Genomic DNA, 24,918 nt, shown 5'->3' with positions numbered 1-24,918 from the left:
CCCGGCCAGCGCCACAGCGCCACAGCGCGCTGACGACCGGCCCGCCAAGTGCGCCGCGCGGCGGCGTCGAATCGGTCGCGGCGCCGCGCACCGGCCACCAGACGCAGCAGCAGCACGACGCACACGGCGAGCGCGATGCCCGCCAGGACCCCATCGATCAACGCCATTTCCATACTGCCCACCCCACCGGACCTGCCAGCTAATCGAGCGTGAAGCCCATCTTCAGCGACACCTGCCAGTGCGCCACCTTGCCCTTGACGACGTGACCGCGCGTCTCGGTGACCTCGAACCACTGGATGTTGCGCACGGTCTCGTGCGCCTTCGCGATGGCGTTCTGCACCGCGGGCTCGATGCCCTTCTTCGACGAGCCGGTCAGCTCGATGGTCTTGTAGACATGGTCGGTCATGGCGTCGCTCCCGGGTCGGCTCAACGCTTGCGCGAGGACGGCGCACCGGCATCCTTGCCCCCGCGCTGCAGGCCTTCGGACATGCCGATCAGCACGCCGCTCACCAGGGCGGCATAGCTGTCCATCAGCGCCTTGCCAGCGCGCAGGCTCATGGCCCGGCCGTCGCGCATCGCCGTCTGCGTCTGCGAGAGCAGTTGCTCGACCGTCTGCGCCGCCTGGGCGCCGCTGTCGGTGCCTTTGAGCTTCATCGAGTCCAGGACCTGCGCCCACGGTCCCTGAAGCGGCGCGCCGGCCGTCTGGGCCGCCTTGCTGACGCTGCTGAAGAAGGTGTCCTCCAGCTTCTCGAGGTCGCTCAATGCGCTCTTGATACCGCCTTTCTGAAGGTCGGCACCCTGGTCGAGGAATTGCTGCAGCGCCCGGCGATTGGCCTCGACGGCCTGCAGCAGCGCCGTGTCCATGCCGTCGATCGCCGACCCCAGCAGCGCCTCCACCTCGGCAGGCTTGCCGCCGTGCTGGGCCGCGCCGGTGGAGGCGGCTTCGGCCACGGTCTTCAGCACGCCGCGGATGTTCTTCAGCGTCAGCTCGCGGCCCTGCAGGGCGCGCAGCGTGGTTTCGGCGACGGCCTGCCGCAGCGCCTCACCCTGCTTGGCGCTGGCCTGAGAGAACATCGTGATCAGCGCGTCCTGGTCGATCCCGGTCTTGGTGGCCATGCAGTCTCCTCGGTGGTTGGCGAGCCGTCGGAATACTGCATTGATACCGCCGTTGCACCGCAGACGCAATAGGCTTCTTCGGCAGGGCTGCGCCCGGCCTGGGGCAGCCGGCCCGGCCGCTACCGGCTCAGCACCAGCTTCACGCCGAAACCGATCAGCAGCGCGCCCGCCAGCCGCTCCAGCGCCTTGGTGATGCGCGGGCTGGCGCGCAGCCGGTCGGCCAGCCGGTGCGTCAGCAGGACCACGATGGCACCGTAGAGAAAGGTCAGCACGGCAATCGTGGCCGCCATCAGGCCGAAGGTCGGCAGGCCCTGGTGACGTGCCGGGTCGACGAACAGCGGGAAGAACGCCATATAGAACACGATGGCCTTGGGGTTGAGCAGGGTGATCATGCAGGCTTGGCGGAAGTAGTGCCGCGGCAGGATCTGCAGCACCGGTGCATCACCGGGCCGGCTGGTGATCAGCCGCCAGCCGATGTAGCTAGGTAGGCGGCGCCCGCCCACTGCACCGCGCCGAACACCACCGGGGCGGCCTGCAACAGCGCGGCTACACCGGCCACCGCCAGCCACATCAGCACCTGGTCGCCGGCGATGACGCCCAGCGTCGCAGCAAAGCCGCCGCGCGGCCCGCCCTTGCCGGTGGAGGTGATCAGCGCCAGATTGCCCGGGCCCGGGATCGCCAGGAAACGATCACCGTGACGACGAACGCGCCGTAATCGGCCACTCCGAGCATGGTTCACCTCCGCGGGTCAGGTCGCACACGGCGACCCGAACCCGCAGACGCCGTTCACTCCGGCCAGTCGAGGCTGCCGACCGACTTGGGATACGTGACTATGCCCCAAGGCAGCTTCTTGTCGGCGATGCGCTTGGTGGGCTCCAGCGTCGTGGCATCGATCACCACCACCTCGTGCGAGCGGCCGCAGGCGATCAGGATCTGCTTGTCGTCCGGGGTGAAGGTGAAATGCCAGCAGCGCTCACCGGTCGGAATGGTCTTGATGGTCTCGTAGGTCTTGGCGTTGTAGACCTGCAGCGTCTTGCTCTTCGCATTGGCCACGAACAGGCGCTCGCCGCTGCGGTCGAAGGCGAGCCCGTACGGCGTGTCGCCGGTCGGGACCGACTTGACGACCTTGTACTTGTCGTCCATCACCACCAGCGTGTTGCCGTGCTCGATGGTGGCCACATAGGACTTGCCGTCCGGCGCGCGCTTGATGCCGCGCGGCCGATCGCCATACGGCTTGACATCGACGGTCTTGACCTTCTTCCCGGTCGCGATATTGTGGACCGTGATGTTGTCATCTTCCTCGTTGGTCACGAGGATGTGCTTGCCGTCGGCAGAGAACTCGATGCCCTCGGTCTCGAGACCCCCGCGGATGCGCCGCAGCACCTTCCCGGCCTTCAGATCCACCACGGCGACGTAAGCAGGGCTCTCATCGTCGTCATCCTTGGCCTTCTCCGCAGCCATCGCCTCCGGCGAGCCCGGCTTCGGCGGCGGTTTGCCGTCGGAGGCCGGTTCGAAGGACACGAAGGCCATGTGGCCGCGGGTCCGCACGAACTCGGGGTTCTTGCCGATCACGACGGTGCTCAGCAGCTTGCCGGTCTCGCGGTCGATCACCGAGATGTTGCCATCGGCGCGATTCGCGGTGACCAGCAGCTTGCCGTCGGCGGTGACGCCGAGGCCGCGCGGTTCCTTGCCCGGACTGCTGAACTCCTTGGTGACTTCCATCGTGGCGAGGTCGATCACCGACAGTTCGCCGTTCTGGTTGCTGACGTAAGCCAGGCCGGCTTCGCCGGCTGCCTGGGCCGGCGCTGCCTGGAGCCCGACAACCAGCGAGATCGCGAAGGCAGGCAGCAACGTGACGCCACGCGGGCAATGGAATTTCATGCGAAAGGTCTCCTCGGTTGTCGTTCGAAACGCGGCTAGGGGCTGGCCACGCCTGCGTGGGATGCGTGACGAGCGGGAGAGTTTCCCTCAAGCCGCAAATTCGACATCCGGGAAAACTTCCCGATCTTCTGTCAGCGGCCGCGGCGATCACCATGCGGCCCGCACTTTGTGATAAGCCAATACCCCGGCGGCCGGGGCCGGGCGCGATCGGCGGCTCAGTGCAGGGCGCAGCAGCAGACCGAGGGCGTGAGGAATTCGCGGCCGACGACGGCCCTCGCGTACAGGTAGTTGTGACGCGCGCGCTCGCTCAGCCGATCGAGGTCGACGCACCCGTGGGCGTCGCAGGGAAAGGACAGGCCACGTCCGGCGACGAACATGGAATCGAAGCGCAGCTCATAGCTGGCGTCGGCAGCGGCAAGTGACGAGGCGGTGCTCATGATGCGGACTCCCATCTGCAATGGCAGCGACGATGTATACAGCTTAGATGCAAGGCGGTGCCGGCGCCGTAGCTCACCACCCAAGCCGGGGGTCGGCCGCGGACTGCTGCGTCTGTAGGAAACGCGCCGACGCGCGTGCCGGTTGCCACCCTGCGCCCCCGCGGCCATGCCCCTGCTGCACGCCTCGGCGCGGTCGCCGGGGTGTGAACCGGCGTGGCGGCCGGCGACAGCCGGCCCCCGAGATCGATGTCGCGGAAGCGCAAGCGTTTGCACCGGCGCGGCGACGCGGGCATGATCCGCCGCCTCATCCCCTTGCCCGCCGGAGCTGCCCGTGACGAAACCGACCTCGAACCTCCCTGTGCTGCTGATCGGCGGCTTGCTGGCACTCGGCAGCATGGCGGCCCGGGCACAGCCGGATGCGCTGGCCGGCGCCGCCAAGGAGGCCGGCGCGGTGGTCACGCCCAGCGGTTTGGTGTACCTCTCGCTGAAGGACGGCAGCGGCGGCAGCCCGCGACCGACCGACGTGGTGAAGGTGCATTACAGCGGCAAGCTCACCGACGGTCGCGAGTTCGACAGCTCCTACAAGCGCGGCGAGCCGATCGAGTTCCCGCTCAACCGCGTGATCCCCTGCTGGACCGAGGGCGTGCAGCGCATGAAGGTCGGCGGCCGCGCCAAGCTGACCTGCCCCTCAGACATCGCCTACGGCCCCAGAGGCGCGGGCGGCGGCCTGATCCCGCCGAATGCCACGTTGGTGTTCGAGGTCGAGCTGCTGGGACTGACCGCGCGCTGAGTGCGCCGAGGGTTCAGGATGCGACGCGCGACACTGCGTCGCGGTACTCGCGCGCCAGTCGCTCGACCAGCAAGCGGGCCGGCACGACCTGCTGCACCGCGCCGATGCCCTGCCCGCAGCCCCAGATGTCCTTCCAGGCCTTTTCGGTCCGCTGTCGTTCAGCGCCGCGCCGAAGTTCATCGCGCTCGGGTCGCTCTCGGGCAGCGCTTCAGGATCGAGGCCGGCGCTGCGGATCGATCCCTTCAGGTAGTTGCCGTGCACGCCGGTGAAAAGGTTGCTGTAGACGATGTCGTCCGAGCTGCCTTCGACGATGGCCTGCTTGTAGCCGTCGACCGCGCGCGCCTCCTCGGTGGCGATGAAGGCCGAGCCGACGTAGGCGAAGTCGGCACCCATCGCACGCGCCGCGAGCACCGCACCGCCATGCGCGATGGCGCCACTGAGCGCCACCGGGCCGTCGAACCACTGGCGGATCTCCTGCACCAGCGCGAACGGACTCTTCACGCCCGCGTGACCGCCGGCACCGGCCGCCACCGCGATCAGGCCGTCGGCGCCCTTCTCGATGGCTTTGCGGGCGAAGGTGTTGTTGATCACGTCGTGCAGCACCACGCCACCCCAGGCGTGCACCGCATCGTTGATGTCGGTGCGCGCGCCGAGCGAGGTGATCACGATCGGCACCCTGTACTTCGCGCATACCGCCATGTCGTGCTCGAGGCGGTCGTTGCTCCGGTGCACGATCTGGTTGATCGCGAACGGGGCGGCCGGTCGCTCCGGATGCGCCCGGTCGTGGGCGGCCAGTGCCTCGGTGATCTCCGCCAGCCAGTCGTCGAGTTGCGCGGCCGGGCGCGCATTGAGTGCCGGCATCGAGCCGACAACACCGGCCTTGCACTGCTCGATCACGAGCCTGGGGTTGCTGATGATGAACAGCGGCGCGCCGATGATCGGCAGCGGCAGCTTCTGCAGGATCGGCGGCAGCGGCATCGAAGACCCGCCGCTCAGAACGCGTCCAGCGCCAGCGCGGTGACCGAATCGGCCCCCTCGACGATGCTGTCGCGCAGGCCGGGCAGCTTGCTCAGCTGGTGCTCGGCGTAGAAGCGCGCCGTGGCCACCTTGGCGTTCATGAAGGCCGCGTCATCGCCGGCCGCGGCGCGCGTCTCGGCCACCAGCAGCGCCCGGGCGAGCTGCCAGCCGGCCATCAGGCTGCCGGCCAGCAGCAGGTAAGGCACGCTGCCGGCGAACACCGCGTTCGGGCTGGCCTTGGTCTGGCCGGCGACGAAATCGACCACCTGCTCGAAGGCGGTGCGCGCGGCCGTCAGGCGCTTGAGCACCGCGCGGGCCGCAACGCTGTCGCGCGCCGCGAGCTCGGCCTCGGTGCGCGCGATCTGGGCCGCGATCGCCTTGGCCGTGCCGCCGCCATCGCGCGCGGTCTTGCGGCCCACCAGGTCGTTGGCCTGGATCGCGGTGGTGCCTTCGTAGATGGTGAGGATCTTGGCGTCGCGGTAGTACTGCGCCGCGCCGGTCTCCTCGATGTAGCCCATGCCGCCATGCACCTGCACGCCCAGGCTCGCAACCTCGACGCTCATCTCGGTGCTGTAACCCTTGACCAGCGGCACCATGAATTCGTAGAAGGCCTCGTTCTGCGCCCGCACCTCGGCATCGGGGTGGGCATGCGCCGCGTCGTAGGCGGCGGCAGCGACGATCGCCATTGCGCGGCAGCCTTCGGTGTGCGACCGCATCGTCATCAGCATGCGGCGCACGTCGGGGTGGTGGATGATCGGTGCGCTGCCGCGCACCGAGCCGTCGACCGGGCGGCTCTGCACGCGGTCCTTCGCATAGGCGACGGCCTTCTGGTAGGCGCGCTCGGCGACCGCGATGCCCTGCACTCCGACGGCATAGCGGGCCGCGTTCATCATGATGAACATGTACTCGAGGCCGCGGTTCTCCTGCCCGACCAGGTAGCCCACCGCGCCACCGTGGTCGCCGTACTGCAGCACCGCGGTCGGGCTGGCCTTGATGCCCAGCTTGTGCTCGATGCTGACGCAGTGCACGTCGTTGCGCTCGCCAAGCGAACCATCGGCCTTGACGAGGAACTTGGGCACGATGAACAGCGAGATGCCCTTCACGCCCTCCGGCGCGCCGCTGACGCGGGCCAGCACCAGATGGACGATGTTCTCGGCCATGTCGTGCTCACCGTAGGTGATGAAGATCTTGGTACCGAACAGCTTGAAGCTGCCATCAGGCTGCGGCTCGGCGCGCGTGCGCACCAGCGCGAGGTCGGAGCCGGCCTGCGGCTCGGTCAGGTTCATCGTACCGGTCCACTGGCCGGAGATCATCTTCGGGATGTAGGTCTGCTGCTGCGCCTCGGAGCCGGCGGTCAGCAGCGCCTCGATGCAGCCGTCGGTCAGCAAGGGACACAGCGCGAAGCTGAGGTTGGCGCTGTTGAGCATCTCGCCGCAGGCCGAGCCAATGGTCTTGGGCAGACCCTGCCCGCCGAAGTCGACCGAATGCTGCAGCCCCTGCCAGCCACCCTCGACGAACCCGCGGAAGGCCTCCTTGAAGCCCGGCGTCGTGGTGACACGACCGTCCTTCCAGGACGAGGGCTGCTTGTCCCCTTCCCAGTTGAGCGGCGCCACCACCCCCTCGTTGAACTTGGCGCACTCCTCGAGCACGGCCTGGGCCGTGTCGATGCCGGCGTCCTCGAAGCCAGGCAACCTGGCCACTTCCTCGAGCGCCGCGAGTTCCTGCATGCAGAACAGCATGTCCTTGACGGGGGCCTGGTAGCTCATGACGTGTCTCCTGGAAGGCCGAGCTTCTGTCGGCTCGAAGAGGCGCCCGGACGCGGTTCGTCGCGTTCGGATGCCGGGGTGGGGAATGCGGTCGACCTCAGAGCTGCCGGACCAGCTCCGGCACGGCCTCGAACAGATCGGCCTCGAGGCCGTAGTCGGCGACGCTGAAGATCGGGGCCTCGGGGTCCTTGTTGATCGCGACGATCACCTTGGAGTCCTTCATGCCCGCGAGGTGCTGGATGGCCCCGGAGATGCCGGCGGCGATGTACAGGCTGGGCGCGACGATCTTGCCGGTCTGCCCGACCTGCCAATCGTTGGGCGCGTAGCCGGCATCGACCGCCGCACGGCTGGCCCCCAACGCCGCGCCGAGCTTGTCGGCCAGCGGCGTGAGCACCTCGTTGAACTTGTCGCTGCTGCCCAGCGCCCGGCCGCCGCTGACGATGATCTTGGCCGCGGTGAGTTCGGGCCGGTCGCTCTTGGTGACTTCGCGGCCGACGAAGCGGCTGCTGCCGCCGTCGGCCACCGGCGCCACGCTCTCCACCGGCGCGCTGCCACCCGTGCCCGCGGCGTCGAAGCCGGTGGTGCGCACGGTCAGGACCTTCACCTTGTCGCTGCTCTGCACCACGGCGATCGCGTTGCCGGCGTAGATGGGCCGTTCGAAGGTGTCGGGGCTGTCGACGCGGGTGACGTCGCTGACCTGCGCGACATCGAGCAGCGCTGCGACGCGCGGCGCGACGTTCTTGCCGTGGGCCGTGGCCGGGAACAGCAGGTGGCTGTAGGCGCCGGCCAGGGCCAGCACCTGCGCCGCCACGGTCTCGGCGAGTTGCTCGGCGAGCTGGGGCGCGTCGGCGTGCAGCACCTTGGTCACGCCGGCGATCTGCGCGGCCGCCTGCGCCGCCGCGGCGGCCTGGTGGCCGGCGACCAGCACGTGGACCTCGCCGCCGCATTGCAGCGCGGCGGTGACGGTGTTGAGGGTGGCGCCCTTGAGGCTGCCGTGGTCGTGTTCGGCGATGACGAGTGTGGTCATGATCAGATCACCTTGGCTTCGGTCTTGAGCTTGGCCACGAGGGTGGCGACGTCGGGCACCTTGATGCCGGCGCCGCGCTTGGGCGGCTCGCTGACCTTGAGGGTCTTGAGGCGCGGAGTGACGTCGATGCCCAGGTCGGCCGGCTTGAGGACCTCGAGGGTCTTCTTCTTGGCCTTCATGATGTTGGGCAGGGTGACGTAGCGCGGCTCGTTCAGGCGCAGGTCGGTCGTGACCACCGCCGGCAGCGCGACCGAGACGGTCTCCAGGCCGCCGTCGACCTCGCGGGTGACTTGCGCCCGACCGTCGAGGATCTCGACCTTGCTGGCGAAGGTGGCCTGGGGCCAGCCGGCGAGCGCGGCGAGCATCTGGCCAGTCTGGTTGCAGTCGTCGTCGATGGCCTGCTTGCCGAGGATGACGAGCTGAGGCTGTTCCTTGTCGGCCAGGGCCTTCAGGAGCTTGGCCACCGCCAGTGGCTGGAGCTCTTCGGTGCACTCGACGAGGATGGCGCGGTCGGCGCCGATGGCCATCGCGGTGCGCAGGGTCTCCTGGCACTGGGTGACGCCGCAGGAGACGGCGATGACCTCGCTGACCGCACCCTTCTCCTTGAGCCGGACCGCTTCTTCGACGGCAATCTCGTCGAACGGGTTCATGCTCATCTTGACGTTCGCGGTGTCCACTCCCGTGCCGTCGCTCTTCACGCGAACCTTCACGTTGTAGTCCACCACGCGCTTCACGGCGACCAGTGCCTTCATTCGATCTTCTCCGGAATTGATGCAAACCTGCGCTGCGATTCTATGGAGCCCACCTGCCCGACCCGGACGGCGCCCCGCAAAAAAGCACGATCGTTCGGTTTCGGCGGAATGATACCGATCGCCACACCGGTCAGACATGTCCGATGGCGTCAATGAAGGGCGCCGAACTGCGCGATCCGGCCACTTGCTAGACTCGCGCGCCCATGACGAACACCGCCGCGCCGCTGGACGACCGCCCCTCTGCCGCCTGCATCGGCGTGTTCGATTCCGGCGTCGGCGGGCTGTCGGTGTTGCGCGCACTGCACCGCCACCTGCCGCATTCGCGCCTGCTGTACGTCGCGGACTCGGGGTTCGCTCCGTACGGGGAGCGCGACGAAGGCTACGTGATCGAGCGCTCGCGCGTGCTGACCGCCCACCTGCTGCGCGAAGGCGCTCAGCTCATCGTGGTGGCCTGCAACACCGCCACTGCCGCGGCGGTCCGCGCGCTGCGCGAAGAGCATGCCGACGTGCAGTTCGTCGGGGTCGAACCCGGCATCAAGCCCGCTATCGCACTGAGCCGCAGCGGCCGCATCGGCGTGATGGCGACGCGCGGCACGCTGGCCAGCGACAAGTTCCGTCGGCTCGTCAGTTCGCATGCGCAGGGGGCCCAGCTCCATCTGCAGGCCTGCGCCGGTCTTGCGCACGCGATCGAGGCCGGCGATGCCAACAGCGCTGAGGTGCTGGCCCTGGTGGACCGGTACACGGCCCCACTGCGCGAGGCGGCGGTCGACACCGTGGTACTGGGCTGCACGCACTATCCGTTCGTGGCGCAGCACATCCAGCGGGCGCTCGGCGCTGGGGTTCAGCTGGTGGACACGGCCGACGCCGTGGCGCGACGCGTGCAGCAGCTCATCGTCGGCCTGCGGTCCGCCGACGTACAGGCCGCCGCCCGGCCCGCCCGGCTGTGGACCACCGGCGACCTGGCGACGCTGACACTGGTCGCAGGCCGGTGGCTGGACTTCGAGGTCGAGACGCGACAACTCCCGGCGGTCTGAGGCGAGGCACACGCGTGCGCGAAACGCCGCACGGCGGACGGCAAAGCCGCCCGCAGGGGGCTCGGTGGTGCCTCGACCCGGGATCGAACCGGGATGGACCGGTCAGGGTCCGGCGGATTTTCTTACCTGCTACGGCTTTCGCCGCCGCGCGCAGCCAGCGCTGTACACGTTCGGGGTCTGGAGCGCGCCTTCACCATCGCTTGCGCCTTAGGTGCCCGCCGTCCGCTCTCTACACCTTCCGCCCCGGCCCGGCTGCGGCTTGGCTCGGCGTTGCCTCGCGATGCATAACGCACCGCAGGGGGTTCTCCGAATTTGACGGGATTCATCCCGCGCGTTTCCGCGCGGGCGCTCAAATTGATTTCAAGTCCGCTGCGTCTGCCAATTTCGCCATCGAGGCCCGAGCGGATGGTAGCGCCGCACAGGAGGCCGGAAACAAAAACGCCCCGCTGGCGCGAGGCGATGAGGAAGCACGAGGCCGCCGTGCGGAGACTGGAGGCGCGGGGCGGAGTCGAACCGCCCTGGACGGATTTGCAATCCGCTGCATAACCGCTTTGCTACCGCGCCCTGGAGTCGCTCGACCACACCAGCGATCCTGACAACAAACCGCTGACGAAAAAGGGAAGCATGAGCTTCCCTTTCATCACAAGACTGGAGCGGGAAACGAGGCTCGAACTCGCGACCTCAACCTTGGCAAGGTTGCGCTCTACCAACTGAGCTATTCCCGCACGCTTTTCACTGACCGTCTCGCAAGGAATCGCTTCGTTGCGAGCCTCGCAGTATAGCCGAAGCAGTCGCGGTGACGCAAGCACGCCACCGCCCCGCCGGCTCAATGCTTGATCACTTCTCCGCCGGCCGCCGGTGCCGCATCGGGCTTGGGTGTCTCGGGCTTGGGCTCCTCGTCGACCAGCGGCTGCGGCAGGGCCGTGAGTGCGACCTCCAGCACCTTGTCGATCCAGCGCACCGGCACGATCTCGAGGTGGTTCTTGACGTTCTCGGGGATGTCCTGGAGATCCTTGACGTTCTCTTCCGGGATCATCACGGTCTTGATGCCGCCACGGTGGGCCGCCAGCAGCTTTTCCTTGAGCCCGCCGATCGCCGTGACCTCGCCGCGCAGCGTGATCTCGCCGGTCATCGCGACATCCGAGCGCACCGGAATGCCGGTCAGCGCCGACACGAACGCCGTCGTCATCGCCGCACCGGCGCTCGGCCCGTCCTTCGGCGTTGCGCCATCGGGCACGTGGATGTGGATGTCGCGCTTCTCGAACAGCTCGTCCTTGATGCCCAGTCGACGGGCGCGCGAGCGCACCACCGAACGGGCCGCCTCGACCGATTCCTTCATCACGTCGCCGAGCGAACCGGTGCGGATGATGTTGCCCTTGCCGGGCATCACCGCCGCCTCGATGGTCAGCAGGTCGCCGCCGACCTCGGTCCACGCCAGACCGACCACCTGGCCGACCTGGTCTTCCTTCTCGGCACGGCCATAGTCGAACTTGCGGACGCCCAGGAAGTCGTTGAGGTTCTCGTCGGTGACGACGACGCGGCCAGCGTACTTCTTCAGCGACAGACCCTTGACCACCTTGCGGCAGATCTTGCTGATCTCGCGTTCGAGCGAGCGCACACCGGCTTCGCGCGTGTAGTAGCGGATGATGCCGCGTAGCGCGCTCTCCGTGACGTCGAGTTCCTCTTCCTTCACGCCGTTGTTCTTGCACTGCTTGGGCAGCAGGTACTTCTGCGCGATGTTGAGCTTCTCGTCCTCGGTGTAGCCGGACAGACGGATCACCTCCATCCGGTCCAGCAGCGCCGGCGGGATGTTCATCGAGTTCGACGTGGCGATGAACATCACGTCGCTGAGGTCGAAATCGAGCTCGATGTAGTGGTCGCTGAAGGTGTGGTTCTGCTCGGGATCGAGCACTTCCAGCAGCGCCGACGACGGGTCGCCGCGGAAGTCCATGCCCAGCTTGTCGATCTCGTCGAGCAGGAACAGCGGGTTGCGCGTGCCCACCTTGGTCAGGCTCTGCAGCACCTTGCCAGGCATCGAGCCGATGTAGGTGCGGCGATGACCGCGGATCTCGGCCTCGTCGCGCACGCCACCTAGCGCCATGCGCACGAACTTGCGTCCGGTCGCGCGCGCCACGCTCTGACCGAGCGAGGTCTTGCCGACCCCCGGGGGGCCGACCAGGCACAGGATCGGCGCCTTGACCTTGTCCACGCGCGCCTGCACCGCGAGGTACTCGAGGATGCGGTCCTTGACCTTGTCGAGGCCGTAGTGGTCTTCGTTGAGCACGTCCTCGGCATTGAGCAGGTCGTGCTTGATCTTGGTCTTCTTCGCCCAGGGCAGGTTGACCAGGGTGTCGATGTAGTTGCGCACCACCGTCGCCTCGGCCGACATCGGCGACATCAGCTTGAGCTTCTTCAGCTCAGCGTCGGCCTTCTTGCGCGCGTCCTTGGGCATCTTGGCGGCGATGATCTTCTTCTCGAGCTCCTCGAGATCCGCACCTTCTTCGCCCTCGCCGAGTTCCTTCTGGATCGCCTTGACCTGCTCGTTGAGGTAGTACTCGCGCTGGCTCTTCTCCATCTGGCGCTTGACGCGGCCGCGGATGCGCTTCTCGACCTGCAGGATGTCGACCTCATGCTCGAGCTGCTCGAGCAGCTTCTCGAGCCGCGCGTTCACGGAGTCGAGATCCAGGATGGCCTGCTTGTTCTCGAGCTTGAGCGGCAGGTGGGCGGCGATCGTATCGGCCAGGCGGCCGGCGTCGTCGATGCCGGCGATCGAGGTCAGGATCTCGGGCGGGATCTTCTTGTTGAGCTTGACGTACTGGTCGAACTGCTGCGTCACGGCACGACGCAGCGCCTCGACTTCCGGCGAGGCTCCCTGCTCGGGCGGGATCGGGGCCACTTCGGCGGTGAAGTACTCGCCGCTGTCGTCAATGCTGACGGTGGTGGCGCGCTGCATGCCCTCGACCAGCACCTTCACCGTGCCGTCGGGCAGCTTCAGCATCTGCAGGATGCTCGAGACGCAGCCGATGTCGAACATGTCGTCCGCCTTGGGTTCGTCCTTGCCGGCGGCCTTCTGAGCCACGAGCATGATCTGGCGGCTGGCTTCCATCGCGGCTTCCAGCGCCTTGATGGACTTGGGGCGGCCGACGAACAGCGGGATCACCATGTGAGGGAACACGACCACATCACGCAGCGGCAACAGCGGCAGCGTGATCGGGTCGGCGGGAAGAACGGGATGTCCGGACATGGAGGCCTCTCTTTCTCAGGCTCAGATGGAGCCCGAGCGGGGAATTGCAAGAAGGGAGCCTGGGGTGGCGGCGACGGTGGCAGGCGGAGCGGTGACGGGCCGGCCTCGGATGCGCCTACGGCCTCAGGCGCTGGCCTTCTGTTCGCGGTAGACCAGCAGCGGCTTGGTGTGTTCTTCGATCGTGTGCTCGTCGAGCACGACCTTCTGGACGCCATCCATGGTGGGCAGATCGAACATGGTGTCCATCAGCGAGTGCTCCATGATCGAGCGCAGCCCGCGCGCTCCGGTCTTGCGGGCCAGCGCCTTCTGGGCGATGGCGGTCAGCGCCGACGGCCGGATCTCGAGCTCGACGCCGTCCATCGCGAACAGCTTCTGGTACTGCTTGACCAGCGCGTTCTTCGGCTCGGTGAGGATCTGCACCATCGCGTCCTCGGTCAGCTCGCCCAGCGTGGCGACCACCGGCAGGCGGCCGACCAGCTCAGGAATCAAACCGAACTTGATCAGGTCCTCGGGCTCGACTTCGCGGAACACTTCGCTGACCTTGCGTTCGGTCTTGCTCTGCACGCTGGCGCCGAAGCCGATCCCCGACTTCTCGGAGCGGTTCTGGATCACCTTCTCGAGGCCGTCGAAGGCGCCGCCGCAGATGAACAGGATGTTGGTGGTGTCGATCTGCAGGAAGTCCTGGTTCGGGTGCTTGCGACCGCCCTGCGGCGGCACGCTGGCCATCGTGCCCTCGACGAGCTTGAGCAACGCCTGCTGCACACCCTCGCCCGACACGTCACGCGTGATGGAGGGGTTGTCGGCCTTGCGCGAGATCTTGTCGATCTCGTCGATGTAGACAATGCCGCGCTGCGCGCGCTCGACCTCGTAGTTGCAGTTCTGCAGCAGCTTCTGGATGATGTTCTCGACATCCTCGCCCACGTATCCGGCCTCGGTCAGCGTGGTGGCATCGGCAATCACGAACGGCACGTTAAGCAGCCGCGCCAGCGTCTGCGCCAGCAGTGTCTTGCCGGAACCGGTGGGGCCGATCAGCAGGATGTTGCTCTTGGCGAGCTCCACGTCCTCCTTCTTGCCCACGCCCTGCACATGCTTGAGGCGCTTGTAGTGGTTGTAGACCGCGACGGCCAGCGTGCGCTTGGCCGGCTCCTGTCCGATCACGTACTGATCCAGACTGGCCTTGATCTCGCCGGGTACCGGCAGATCGCTCTTGGCTGCCTTCGCGTCCCCGCTTTCCGCGGGCACTTCGTCACGGATGATGTCGTTGCAGAGTTCGATGCACTCGTCGCAGATGAACACCGACGGGCCGGCGATGAGCTTCTTCACCTCGTGCTGACTCTTCCCGCAGAACGAGCAATACAGCACTTTTTCGCTGGAGGAGCCTTTTTTCTCGGGCATGGGACGAGCCGTCTGGGGAGTGACAAGAATGATAAGGGAAAAGAAAACGGGGCCTTGGTGTCGAAAAAGGCCCCGTTGCCCACCCAGTTACCCGGCCAGTCGGGTCAGGCGCGCTGCGAAATCACCTTGTCGATCAGGCCGTAGCCGGTGGCTTCCTCGGCCGACATGAAGTAGTCGCGCTCCGAGTCCGCGCGGATCTTCTCCAGGGGCTGGCCGGTGCGCTCGGCCAGGATGCCGTTGAGGCTCTCGCGCAGCTTCAGGATCTCGCGCGCCTGGATCTCGATGTCGGTCGCCTGGCCCTGGGCCCCGCCCGAGCTGGTGGATCATCACGCGCGAGTTCGGCAGCGCGAAGCGCTTGCCCTTGGCGCCGGCGGCCAGCAGGAAAGCCCCCATGCTCGCCGCGATGCCCATGCACAGCGTCGACACGTCGGGCTTGATGAACTGCATGGTGTCGAAGATCGACAGACCGGCGCTGACCGAGCCGCCCGGGGAGTTGATGTACAGCGAGATGTCCTTGTCGGGGTTTTCGCTCTCCAGGAACAGCAGCTGCGCCACCACCAGATTGGCGGTCTGGTCGTTGACTGGACCGACCAGGAAGATCACGCGCTCGCGCAGCAGACGGCTGTAGATGTCGTAGGCGCGTTCGCCGCGGCCCGACTGCTCGATGACGACGGGCACCATGCCCAGATTCTGTGTTTCCAGCGCGCTCATGGCACTCCTTGATTCGACGACCTGCTTCAGATGCGGCTTGATTATGTCGCGTCAAGAGCAAGCCTCGAGAGATGGCAAGAAGGCGCCGGCCTCGCGGCACGGCGCCTTCGGAGACAGCGTTGCCGGGTCAGACCATCAACTCGTCGAACGGCAGCTGCTTGTCGCTGACCTTGGCCTTCGACAGCACGAACTCGGTGACGTTGTTCTCGACCACCAGGGCCTCGACCTCGGCCAGGCGCTGCCGGTCGCCGAAGTACCAACGGCGGACCTCCTCGGGCTTCTCGTAGCTCAGCGCCATCTCCTCGATGTGCGCCCCGATCTGCTCGCCCTTGGCCTGCAGCTGGTTCGTGCGCACCAGCTCCGCCACCACCAGGCCCAGGCGCACTCGCCGCTCGGCCTGTTCGTGGAAGATCTCGGCGGGGATCGGCGCCTTGTCGGCGTCCTTGATGCCACGCTGCTTCAGGTCGGCGCGGGCGCCCTCGATCATGCGATCGGTCTCGTTCTGCACCAGCGCCTTCGGCAGGTCGAGGTCGGCCACCTTGATCAGGGCCTCCATCACCGCCGACTTGTTGCGGGCGATCAGGCGGTTCTTGACCTCGCGCTCGAGGTTCTTGCGGATGTCGGCGCGCAGGCCTTCGAGGGTCGGATCCTGGATCCCCAACGACTGCGCGAACGCCTCGTCGACCTCCGGCAGGTGCTGTGCCTCGATCTTGGTCAGCGTCACCAGGAAGTCAGCCTCCTTGCCGGCCACTTCCTTGCCCTGGTAGTCGTCGGGGAACTGCAGCGGGAAGGTCTTGGACTCGCCGGTCTTCATACCGCGCACCGCCTTCTCGAAGGCCTCCAGCATGCGGCCTTCGCCAAGGATGAACTGGAACCCCTCGGCCTTGCCACCGTCGAACGGCACCCCGTCGATCTTGCCCTCGAAGTCGATCGTCACGCGATCGTCGTCGACCGCGCCTTCGCTCGCCGCGCGCTGCGCGAAGGTGCGGCGCTGCTTGCGCAGGATGTCCAGTGTCTTGTCGATCGCGGCATCGGTCACCTCGGTGCTCACGCGGTCGATCTCGGTGGCCGACAGGTCGCCGATCTTCACGTCCGGATAGACCTCGAAGGTCGCATCGAAGGCCAGCTCGCCTTCGGGCGCACCTTCCTTCTCGGAGATACGCGGCGCGCCGGCGACGCGCAGCTGCGCCTCGTTGGCGGCCTTGCTGAAGGCCTCGCCGACCTTGTCGTTCATCACCTCGTACTGGACCGAGTAGCCATAGCGTTGCGCCACCACGCTCATCGGCACCTTGCCGGGGCGGAAGCCGTCGGCCTTGACCGTCTTGGCGAGGCGCTTCAGGCGCGTTTCGACCTCGTTCTTGATCGTGTCGGCCGACAGGATGAGGGTGATGCGGCGCTCGAGCTTCTCGAGGGTTTCGACGGTGACAGCCATGATCTGTACTCTCTCGCTGGACTGAAGGATGCGTGTGGTGCGCGGGGCGGGACTCGAACCCGCACACCCTTGCGGGCGTCAGGACCTAAACCTGGTGCGTCTACCAATTTCGCCACCCGCGCTGGAAATTGAACAAGGGCCCGCCGGCCCTTGTCGTCGAGTTCGGTCGAGTTCGGTGCACCGCTTCGCCGGGGCCCCGATTCGGACGACCGGAGATTTTAGCCGGCTTCCAGTTCGGGGCGCCGGACCCTGAACCACGCCGCATACATCGCCGGCAGGGCCAGCAACGTCAGTGCGGTGGCGACGATCAGCCCGCCCATGATCGCCACCGCCATCGGCCCCCAGAACACGCTGCGGGTCAGCGGGATCATCGCCAGCACCGCGGCGGCGGCCGTCAGCACGATCGGGCGGAAGCGCCGCACCGCCGACTCCACGATGGCCGTCCAGGCCGGGATGCCACGGGCGCGATCCTGCTCGATCTGGTCGATCAGGATCACCGAGTTGCGCATGATCATGCCGCTCAGCGCGATCACACCCAGCAATGCGACGAAGCCGAACGGCCGCCCCAGCAGCAGCAGCGCGGCCGCCACCCCGGCAATGCCCAGCGGACCGGTCAGGAACACGAGCACCGCGCGGCTGAAGCTGTGCAGCTGCAGCATCAGCAGCGTGAACATGATGAACAGCATCAGTGGCGCCCCGGCGGCGATCGACCCCTGGCCCTTGCTGCTCTCTTCCACCGCGCCGGCGATCTCGATCGTGTAGCCCGGCGGCATGCGCCGGCTCAGCTGTTCGAGCTGTGGCCACAGCTGCGCCGTCACGGTGGCGCCCTGCAGGCCTTCGGCCACGTCGCCCTGCACGGTGACGGCGTAATGCCGCCCCTCTCGCCACAGCACGCCCGGCTCCCAGGTGAAACCGACCTTGGCGATCTGGGCCAGGGGGATCGAGCGGCCACTAGTGGTCGGGACGTAGCCATTGGCCAGGTCGGTGAGCGCGTTGCGCTCGTCGGCCGGCTGGCGCAGCACGATGTCGATCAGCCGGTCGCCCTCGCGGTACTGGCCCACCGTGCTGCCGGTCAGCACCGTGCGCGAGGCCTGGGCGATGGCCTGGCTGGTGACGCCGAGCGCGCGGGCCTTGTCCTGGTCCACCTCGAGGTGCAGCACCTTCACCGACTCGTTCCAGTTGTCGTTGACGCCGCGCATGCTGGCGTTGCCGCGCAGGATGGCCTTGGCCTCGTCGGCCCACTGCCGCACCGCCTGGACGTCGTCGCCGATCACCCGGAACTGCACCGGATAGGGCACCGGCGGCCCGTTGGGCAGCAACTTGACCCGCCCGCGCACCTCAGGGAATTCTTCGGCCAGCAGCGCCGGTAGCTTCTGGCGCAGCGTCTCGCGCACCGCCAGGTCCTTGGGCAGCAGGATGAACTGCGACACATTGGTCTGCGGAAACACGAAGTCGAGCGGCAGGTAGAAGCGCGGCACACCCGAACCGACCCAGGTGGTCACGGCTTGGACCCCGGGCTCGCGCATCAGGCGGGCCTCGAAGCGCCTGGCAACGTCCTCGCTGGCCGCATAGGAGGCGCCCTCCGGCAGCCACAGGTCGACCAGGATCTCCGGGCGGCTCGAGTCGGGGAAGAACTGCTGCTGCACCCGCCCCATGCCGACGATGCCGAGCGCAAACACCAGCAGCGTCACGCCGATGGTCAGCCAGCGGTGCGCCACGCACCAGTTGAGGAGCGCCCGAAAGCGCGTGTAGAACGGTGTGTCGAACAGCTCGTGCGCGGCCTCGCCCGCCGTGTGCGGCCTGGCCTTGAGCAGCAGCAGTCCGAGGTAGGGCACGAAGTACACCGACACCGCCCAGGAAATCAGCAGCGCTGCCGTGGTCACGGCGAAGATCGCGAACGTGTACTCGCCCGTCACCGACTTCGCCAGCCCGATCGGCAGGAAGCCGGCGGCGGTGATGAGCGTGCCGGTCAGCATCGGCTTCGCGGTCAGTTCGTAGGCGAAGGTGGCGGCGCGGACCTTGTCGTAGCCCTCCTCGAGCTTCCTCACCATCATCTCGACGGCGATGATGGCGTCGTCGACCAGCAGGCCCAGCGCGATGATCAGCGCGCCGAGCGAGATCTTGTGCAGGCCCACGCTCCAGTAGTACATCGTGATGAAGGTGATCGCCAGAACGAGCGGAATCGTGATGGCCACCACCAGCCCGGGTCGCACGTCGATGCGCAGCGGCCTGGAGTGCAGGCCCAGCGCGATGAAGCTCACCGCCAACACGACCACCACCGCCTCGATCAGCACCCGAACGAACTCGCCCACCGAACGCGACACCGCCTGCGGCTGGTCCTGGATCTGAGACAGCTCCACACCCATCGGCAGGTCGGCCTGGATCTTCGCGGTGGCCGCTTGCAGGTTCTTGCCGAGCTCGATGATGTCGCCACCGCGCGACATCGAGATGCCCAGCGCGATCACCGGGCGTCCCTGGTGGCGAACCTTGATGCTCGGCGGGTCCACGTAGGCGCGCTGGATGGTCGCGATGTCGCCGAGCCGCAGGCTGCTGGCCGCGCCGGTGCTCGCATTGACCGCGCGGATCGGGAAGGCGCGCAGTTCGTCGATCGAGTTGAACTGACCGCCGATGCGCACCTGCACCGTCTGCCCGGCGACGTGGAAGGCGCCCGCGCCCTCCACCGCGTTCTGCGCGCCCAGCTGGGCCAGTACCGCGTTCAGGTCGATGCCCAGCTGCACCAGCCGCTTCTGCGGGATCTCGACGTACACCTTCTCGGCCTGCACGCCGAACAGCTCGACCTTCGCCACGTCGGGCACCCGCAGCAGCCGTGTGCGCAGCGACTCGGCATGCTGGCGCAGCTCCTCGTCGCTGAAGCCATCGGCCGTCAGCGCGTAGATCGAGCCATAGACGTCGCCGAACTCGTCATTGAAGAACGGGCCCTGCACGCCGGAGGGCAACTGGCCGCGCGCGTCGCCCAGCTTCTTGCGCGCCTGGTACCAGACGTTGGGTACCTCGCGCGCCGGCGACGAGTCCTTGATCTGCAGCAGCGTCAGCGACTCGCCGGGCTTGGTGTAGCTGCGAATCTTGTCGGCATAGGGCACCTCCTGCAGCGTGCGCTCGATCTTGTCGGTCACCTGCTCGGCCATCTGCTGCGCGGTCGCACCGGGCCAGAAGGCCTGCACCACCATCACGCGGAAGGTGAACGGAGGATCCTCGTCCTGTCCCAGCTGAAAGTAGGCCACGAAGCCCAGCACCATCAGCACCACCATCAGGTAGCGTGTCAGCGCGGCATGCTCGAGTGCCCAGCGCGAGACATTGAAGCGATCGGCAGCGGGTGCGTCCATCACGGCCTCGGACTCAGTGAGTCACCGCGGTCACGGCCGACGCGGCGGCGGCGGCCGCGCCCGGCTCGGCGTAGCGCTTGACCTTCTGGCCCGGAGTCAGCAGGTGGACGCCGGCAGTCACCACCTCCTGGCCCGGCACCAGGCCGGCCGTCACGATGACCGCATTGCCCTCGGCGCCGCTGGCCTGCACCGGCTGGGCCCGCACCGTCATGCTCTGCGCATCGAGCAGCCATACTGAGGTCTTGCCCTGCAATTCCACCAGCGCGCTGAGAGGCAGCTTGATGACGCCGGCGATCCGAGGCGTCTCGATCATCACCGCCGCCGTCTGTCCGAGCTTGACCTCGGCACGCCCCACGTCCGCCTTGACCAAGAAGGTGCGCGTGGCGGCATCGGTGGCCGCGGCGATCTCGCGCACGGTCGCCGGCAGCAACTCCGACGAACCCCAGAGCTGGACCTTCACCGCGCCGGGCTTGCCTACCAGCGCCCGCACCAGCGCCAGCTTGTCCTCGGGGATCGAGAACACCGCGTCGCGTGGCCCGTCCTGGGCCAGTCGCAGCACGGCCGCCCCAGCCGCCATCACCTGGCCGGGCTCGGCCTCCACCGCCGTGATGACGCCCGCCGCATCGGCCCGCAGCACCGCATAGTCGGCCTGGTTGCCCTGCACGGCCGACTGGGCACGGGCCTGGTCGAGCGCGGCGCGCGCCGCCTTCAGCGTGGCGTCGCGACGCTCGAGCTCGGCTGCACTGATGAAGCCCCGGGCCAGCAGTTCCTGGTAGCGCCGGTGGTCGGCCGCGGCGAGGTCATGGCTGGCCTGCGCCGACGACAGGGCCGCACGCGCACTGTCTTCGCCGAGCCGCAGATCGCGGGGATCGAGCCGAGCGAGCACCTGGCCGGCCTTGACGCTGTCGCCCAGATCGACATCGCGCCGCAGGATCTTGCCACCGACACGAAAGCCGAGCCGCGACTCGATGCGCGCCTTCACCTCGGCGGCGAACTCGTAGCGACCGCCGGCCACGTCGCCCGCAGCGGTGAGCGTGCGGACGGCGCGCACCGGCTCGGGCGCCGGCTCGTGCCTCGAACAGGCCAGCAGGAACAGGGCACACAGCGGCATCACGGCGAGGCGGACGCGGCGAGAGAACGGCAGGCGCATGTCGAACCCTTGAACGTCAGGTGGACGGGACGGGAATGGACTCCCGGCGCCGTGGAACGGAGCTCCGGAAGATTTAATGACCGACTGGTCAGTAATATACGGGTCGGTCGCAGGGCCTGTCAACGCGACGTCCGTCCCGGCTCACTGCGCGCCGCCGGCGTGGACAATGCGGCCGCACGCCAGCATGCAGGCCCCGATGAGCGTCGATCACTACGAGAACTTTCCTGTCGCCTCGCTGCTCTGCCCACCGGCCCTGCGGCCGGCCGTGACGGCGATCTACCACTACGCCCGCACGGCGGACGATCTGGCCGACGAGGGCGATGCGCCCGCCGCGCAGCGGCTCGCCGACCTGGCGGCTTACCGCGCCGACTTGCATGCCGTCGCCGCCGGCGCGGCGGTCTCGCCACGCTGGGCCGCCGTGTTCGAGCCGCTGTCCGTCGCGATCGCGAAGCACGCGTTGCCGCTGCCGCTGCTGGAGGATCTGCTCGACGCCTTCGTGCAGGACGTGGTCCAGACCCGCTACTCCGACCGCGCCGAACTGCTGGACTACTGCCGCCGCTCGGCCAATCCAGTGGGACGGCTGCTGCTGCACCTGTACGGCGTGCAGGACGCTGACAGCCTGCAGCGCTCCGATGCGATCTGCAGCGCGCTGCAGCTCATCAATTTCTGGCAGGACCTGAGCATCGACCTGCCGCGCGGCCGGCTCTACATTCCGCTCGACCAGTGCGCTGCCCACGCGTCGACGAGGCCGCGCTGTTCCTGCAGCACGACAGCGTCGCCAGCCGGGCACTGGTGCAGGCGCAATGCGCCTGGACGCGCGGGCTGATGCTGAGCGGCGCGCCGCTGGTCCACCGGCTGCCGGGCCGGGCCGGCTGGGAACTGCGCGGCGTGGTGCAGGGCGGCCTGCGCATCGTCGACAAGATCGAGGCCCTGCAGTTCGCCACGCTGCGCCGGCGGCCGCGGCTGCGGGCGCTGGACGGACCGCTGATCGCCTGGCGCGCCTTCCGCATGCGTGCACGCGCCTGACGGAGCACGGTGCGGCCCGCGGCCGATGTGACAATCTCCTGAATCACCGCACCGACTCGCCCGCCCCGCCCTCGCCCCATGACGCCCCAACAGTACGTGCAGGACAAGGCCGCTGCGAGCGGGTCGAGCTTCTACTACGCCTTCCTGTTCCTGCCACCGGCGCGCCGCGCCGCCATCACCGCGTTCTACGCGTTCTGCCGCGAGGTCGACGATGTCGTCGACGAAGTCTCCGACCCCGGCGTCGCGGCCACCAAGCTGGCCTGGTGGCGCAAGGAGGTGGCCGAGGCCTTCGCCGGTCAGGCGCACCACCCGGTCCTGCAGGCCCTGATGCCGCACGTGGCCGACTACGGCATCCGTGCCGAGCACCTGAGCGCCGTGATCGACGGCTGCGAGATGGACCTCACCCAGACGCGCTACCTCGACGACGTGACGCTGCAACGCTACTGCCACCTGGTGGCCGGCGTGGTCGGCGAGGTCGCTGCCAGCATCTTCGGCTGCGAGCCCGGGCGCCCGCTGAGCGAGGGCACGCGACGCTATGCCCACACCCTGGGCCGCGCCTTCCAGCTCACCAACATCATCCGCGACGTCGGCGACGATGCGCGCCGCGGCCGCATCTACCTGCCGGTGAGCGAGTTGCAGCGCTTCGACGTGAAGGCGCACGAGCTGCTCAAGCGCGAGGCGCCCTGGGGCTACAGCGAGCGCTTCACCTCGCTGATGAAGTTCCAGGCCGAGCGCGCGCACCGGTCCTACGACGAGGCGTTCGCGGCGCTGCCCGCCGACGAGCGCCGTGCACAGCGGCCAGGCCTGATGATGGCGGAGATCTACCGCACGCTGCTGCGCGAGATCGAGGCCACCGGCTTCCAGGTGCTGCACCAGCGCACCGCGCTGACCCCGCTGCGCAAGCTGTGGCTGGCGTGGAAAACCAACTGGCGTGAAAGGTGACCCCCCGTTGCGGCTGCGCCGCTCCCCCCCAGGGGGCGACGCTGGCGGACCGGCGAAGCCGGATCCGCGGCGTCTGCGCGATGGCCTCGGTTTTCCTCCTGAGGGTGGCTGGTTAGACCCCATCACCGAAGTGTTCGCATGACGTCGGCGCTGCGGGTTGCGATCGTCGGGGGCGGATGGGCCGGGCTGGCCGCAGCGGTCGAGGCGAGCGCGCTCGGCCACCAGGTCACGCTGGCGAGATGGCGCCGTCGCTGGGCGGTCGCGCGCGGCGCCTGCCCGCGTCGGTCGACGGCCTGGCGCTCGACAACGGCCAGCACATCCTGATCGGCGCATACAGCGCGACGCTGTCGCTGCTGCGGACGGTCGGGGTCGATGAGCGCACGGTCTTGCAGCGCAGACCCCTCACCCTGATCGATGCGCAAGGACATGGCCTGTCCCTGCCGCGCGGGCCGGCGCTGCCCGGCTTCGTGCGCGGCGTGCTGTCTGCCCGGGGCTGGTCGCTGCGCGAGCGGATGGCGCTGCTGTGCACGACCGGCGGATGGCTGCTGCGCGGCTTCCGTTGCGACGAACGCCTGACGGTCGCGGACCTCACGGCCTCGTTGCCCGCCACGCTGCGCCGAGCCCTGATCGAACCGCTGTGCGTCGCCGCGCTCAACACGCCGGCGCAGCAGGCGAGCGCGCAGGTGTTCCTGCGCGTGCTGCGGGACGCACTGTTCGCCGGCCCCGGCGCCTCGGACCTGCTGCTGCCGCGCGTGGACCTCGGCGCGCTGTGGCCCGACGCCGCCGCAACGTGGCTGCGCACCCGCGACGCGGTGCTGCACACCGGACGGCGCGTGAACGCGATCGCCCCCGACACCGGCGGCTGGCAGGTCGATGGCGAGCGATTCGACCGCGTGGTGCTGGCCTGCAGCGCCGTCGAGGCCGCCCGCCTCGCCGCGCCGCATGCGCCGGCCTGGGCCGATCTGGCCGCCGCGCTGCGCTACGAACCGATCGTCACCGTGCTGCTGCACGCATCCGGAGCCCGGCTCCCGGCGCCGATGCTCGCCCTGGACGCGCGCGACGCCGTGTCGCCGGCGCAATACGTGTTCGATCTCGGCCAGCTGCGTGACCCGGCACGCGAACCGGGCGCAACCGGCACGCTGGCCTTCGTCATCAGCGGCGCGGCCGACGCCGTCGTGCGCGGGCTCGACGCCACGGCCGAGGCGGTGCGTCTGCAGGCCACAGCGCAGCTCGGCCGCTGCCTGCCGAGCGAGCCCCGGCTGCTGCGGGTGCTCAGCGAGAAGCGCGCCACCTTCCTCTGCACGCCCGGTCTGCGGCGCCCGGGCGGCAGCATCGCGCCGGGATTGCTCGCCGCGGGTGATTACATCGATGGGCCCTACCCCGCCACGCTCGAGGGCGCAATGCGCGCCGGCCAGGCCGCAGCACAGGCACTCCCGCCAACGAAGCTTCCGCACGAGCCATCAGCCTCGCGCAGCGGGCCCTAGAGTTCGATCACCTCGCCGGCCGCGGTGATGAAGGCCGCACGCACGCTCTCGCCCCCCTGCAGGGACTGCACGGCCTCGCGGTAGCCGGCCAGTTGTTCCCGGTAGGCCTCGATCGCCTGCGGTGCGTGCTGCAGCTTGTAGTCGAGCACCCACCACTCCGGGCCTGCGGGCGTGTGCAATGCCACCAGCCGATCGATGCGCAACGCGGCGCCGCGCCATGCGATCGCCACCTCGTTGCCCGACCAGTGCAACGCCTCCGGGTCGAAGAAGCGTGCACAGGCCGCACTGCCCAGCACCGCCCGCACCAGCGCGGCCACGCGAGGCGCGGCGTCGGGCGGCAACGCGAACTCGACGGCCGCCGCCGCTGCGG

15 protein-coding genes, 3 tRNA genes and 6 pseudogenes are annotated in these 24,918 nt (G+C 68.3%); 5 read left to right on the top strand and 19 right to left on the bottom strand.

What is annotated here, in order from left to right; translation table 11 throughout:
* Positions 1–199: 199 nt before the first annotated feature.
* From Y694_RS10435 to Y694_RS10415, 5 genes and pseudogenes are all read right to left on the bottom strand, one after another.
* On the bottom strand, positions 200–406 hold the full coding sequence (locus Y694_RS10435; RefSeq protein ID WP_036232167.1) for a dodecin: 207 nt from the start codon (positions 404–406) through the stop codon (positions 200–202).
* A 20-nt stretch (positions 407–426) separates the two neighbouring features.
* Positions 427–1,116 (bottom strand): DUF6781 family protein, encoded by a 690-nt coding sequence (locus Y694_RS10430; protein ID WP_036232165.1) that lies wholly within the window; start codon positions 1,114–1,116, stop codon positions 427–429.
* Positions 1,117–1,235: 119 nt separating this feature from the next.
* Positions 1,236–1,848 (bottom strand): annotated as a pseudogene (locus tag Y694_RS10425) (LysE family translocator).
* 54 nt (positions 1,849–1,902) lie between these two features.
* The gene (locus tag Y694_RS10420; RefSeq protein ID WP_011828901.1) at positions 1,903–2,997 is read right to left on the bottom strand and encodes an amine dehydrogenase large subunit; all 1,095 of its coding nucleotides are present in this window, start codon (positions 2,995–2,997) and stop codon (positions 1,903–1,905) included.
* 215 nt (positions 2,998–3,212) lie between these two features.
* The gene (locus Y694_RS10415; RefSeq protein ID WP_011828900.1) at positions 3,213–3,434 is read right to left on the bottom strand and encodes a hypothetical protein; all 222 of its coding nucleotides are present in this window, start codon (positions 3,432–3,434) and stop codon (positions 3,213–3,215) included.
* 394 nt (positions 3,435–3,828) lie between these two features.
* On the opposite strand from Y694_RS10415, the gene Y694_RS10410 reads away from it, so the two are divergent.
* On the top strand, positions 3,829–4,224 hold the full coding sequence (locus tag Y694_RS10410) for an FKBP-type peptidyl-prolyl cis-trans isomerase (RefSeq protein ID WP_036232172.1): 396 nt from the start codon (positions 3,829–3,831) through the stop codon (positions 4,222–4,224).
* A gap of 13 nt (positions 4,225–4,237) precedes the next feature.
* Here the strand turns inward: Y694_RS10410 and Y694_RS10405 are convergent.
* The 4 genes and pseudogenes from Y694_RS10405 to Y694_RS10390 form a co-directional block, all read right to left on the bottom strand.
* Positions 4,238–5,202, bottom strand: a pseudogene (locus Y694_RS10405) (NAD(P)H-dependent flavin oxidoreductase).
* 14 nt (positions 5,203–5,216) lie between these two features.
* Positions 5,217–7,007, bottom strand: a complete 1,791-nt coding sequence (locus Y694_RS10400) for an acyl-CoA dehydrogenase (protein WP_036232163.1) — start codon at positions 7,005–7,007, stop codon at positions 5,217–5,219.
* Positions 7,008–7,104: 97 nt separating this feature from the next.
* On the bottom strand, positions 7,105–8,034 hold the full coding sequence (locus tag Y694_RS10395; protein WP_036232161.1) for an electron transfer flavoprotein subunit alpha/FixB family protein: 930 nt from the start codon (positions 8,032–8,034) through the stop codon (positions 7,105–7,107).
* A gap of 2 nt (positions 8,035–8,036) precedes the next feature.
* Positions 8,037–8,786, bottom strand: coding sequence for an electron transfer flavoprotein subunit beta/FixA family protein (locus tag Y694_RS10390; RefSeq protein WP_011828895.1), 750 nt, complete (start codon positions 8,784–8,786; stop codon positions 8,037–8,039).
* A 203-nt stretch (positions 8,787–8,989) separates the two neighbouring features.
* Here Y694_RS10390 and murI point away from each other — a divergent pair, with 203 nt between their 5' ends.
* Positions 8,990–9,820 (top strand): glutamate racemase, encoded by an 831-nt coding sequence (gene murI / locus Y694_RS10385; RefSeq protein ID WP_051495694.1) that lies wholly within the window; start codon positions 8,990–8,992, stop codon positions 9,818–9,820.
* Between the two features lie 490 nt (positions 9,821–10,310).
* On the opposite strand, the gene Y694_RS10380 is transcribed toward murI, so the two are convergent.
* From Y694_RS10380 to Y694_RS10340, 9 genes and pseudogenes are all read right to left on the bottom strand, one after another.
* Positions 10,311–10,384: transfer RNA gene (locus Y694_RS10380), tRNA-Cys, on the bottom strand.
* Positions 10,385–10,469: 85 nt separating this feature from the next.
* Positions 10,470–10,545: transfer RNA gene (locus tag Y694_RS10375), tRNA-Gly, on the bottom strand.
* Positions 10,546–10,646: 101 nt separating this feature from the next.
* The gene (lon, locus tag Y694_RS10370) at positions 10,647–13,064 is read right to left on the bottom strand and encodes an endopeptidase La (RefSeq protein WP_036232159.1); all 2,418 of its coding nucleotides are present in this window, start codon (positions 13,062–13,064) and stop codon (positions 10,647–10,649) included.
* Between the two features lie 123 nt (positions 13,065–13,187).
* On the bottom strand, positions 13,188–14,459 hold the full coding sequence (gene clpX, locus Y694_RS10365; protein WP_011828892.1) for an ATP-dependent Clp protease ATP-binding subunit ClpX: 1,272 nt from the start codon (positions 14,457–14,459) through the stop codon (positions 13,188–13,190).
* Positions 14,460–14,563: 104 nt separating this feature from the next.
* Positions 14,564–15,170, bottom strand: a pseudogene (gene clpP, locus Y694_RS10360) (ATP-dependent Clp endopeptidase proteolytic subunit ClpP).
* Positions 15,171–15,297: 127 nt separating this feature from the next.
* Positions 15,298–16,602 carry a trigger factor gene (gene tig, locus Y694_RS10355; protein WP_036232157.1) on the bottom strand — a complete coding sequence of 435 codons (1,305 nt, stop codon included), beginning with the start codon at positions 16,600–16,602 and terminating at the stop codon, positions 15,298–15,300.
* 35 nt (positions 16,603–16,637) lie between these two features.
* Positions 16,638–16,724: transfer RNA gene (locus Y694_RS10350), tRNA-Leu, on the bottom strand.
* Positions 16,725–16,820: 96 nt separating this feature from the next.
* The gene (locus Y694_RS10345) at positions 16,821–19,946 is read right to left on the bottom strand and encodes an efflux RND transporter permease subunit (RefSeq protein WP_036232155.1); all 3,126 of its coding nucleotides are present in this window, start codon (positions 19,944–19,946) and stop codon (positions 16,821–16,823) included.
* A gap of 13 nt (positions 19,947–19,959) precedes the next feature.
* Positions 19,960–21,096 carry an efflux RND transporter periplasmic adaptor subunit gene (locus Y694_RS10340; protein WP_036232153.1) on the bottom strand — a complete coding sequence of 379 codons (1,137 nt, stop codon included), beginning with the start codon at positions 21,094–21,096 and terminating at the stop codon, positions 19,960–19,962.
* Between the two features lie 196 nt (positions 21,097–21,292).
* On the opposite strand from Y694_RS10340, the pseudogene hpnC reads away from it, so the two are divergent.
* From hpnC to hpnE, 3 genes and pseudogenes are all read left to right on the top strand, one after another.
* A pseudogene (hpnC, locus tag Y694_RS10335) lies at positions 21,293–22,122 on the top strand (squalene synthase HpnC).
* A 78-nt stretch (positions 22,123–22,200) separates the two neighbouring features.
* The gene (hpnD, locus tag Y694_RS10330) at positions 22,201–23,064 is read left to right on the top strand and encodes a presqualene diphosphate synthase HpnD (RefSeq protein WP_036232150.1); all 864 of its coding nucleotides are present in this window, start codon (positions 22,201–22,203) and stop codon (positions 23,062–23,064) included.
* A 138-nt stretch (positions 23,065–23,202) separates the two neighbouring features.
* Positions 23,203–24,548: pseudogene (hpnE, locus tag Y694_RS10325) on the top strand (hydroxysqualene dehydroxylase HpnE).
* On the opposite strand, the pseudogene Y694_RS24800 reads toward hpnE, so the two are convergent.
* Positions 24,545–24,918: pseudogene (locus Y694_RS24800) on the bottom strand (DNA helicase UvrD); the annotation flags it as partial. The pseudogenes hpnE and Y694_RS24800 sit on opposite strands and share 4 nt — an antisense overlap.

It is taken from the genome of Methylibium sp. T29-B (genome assembly GCF_000576225.1).
Taxonomy (GTDB): Bacteria; Pseudomonadota; Gammaproteobacteria; order Burkholderiales; family Burkholderiaceae_C; genus Methylibium; species Methylibium petroleiphilum.
This window is presented reverse-complemented; position numbering and strand designations above follow the sequence as displayed.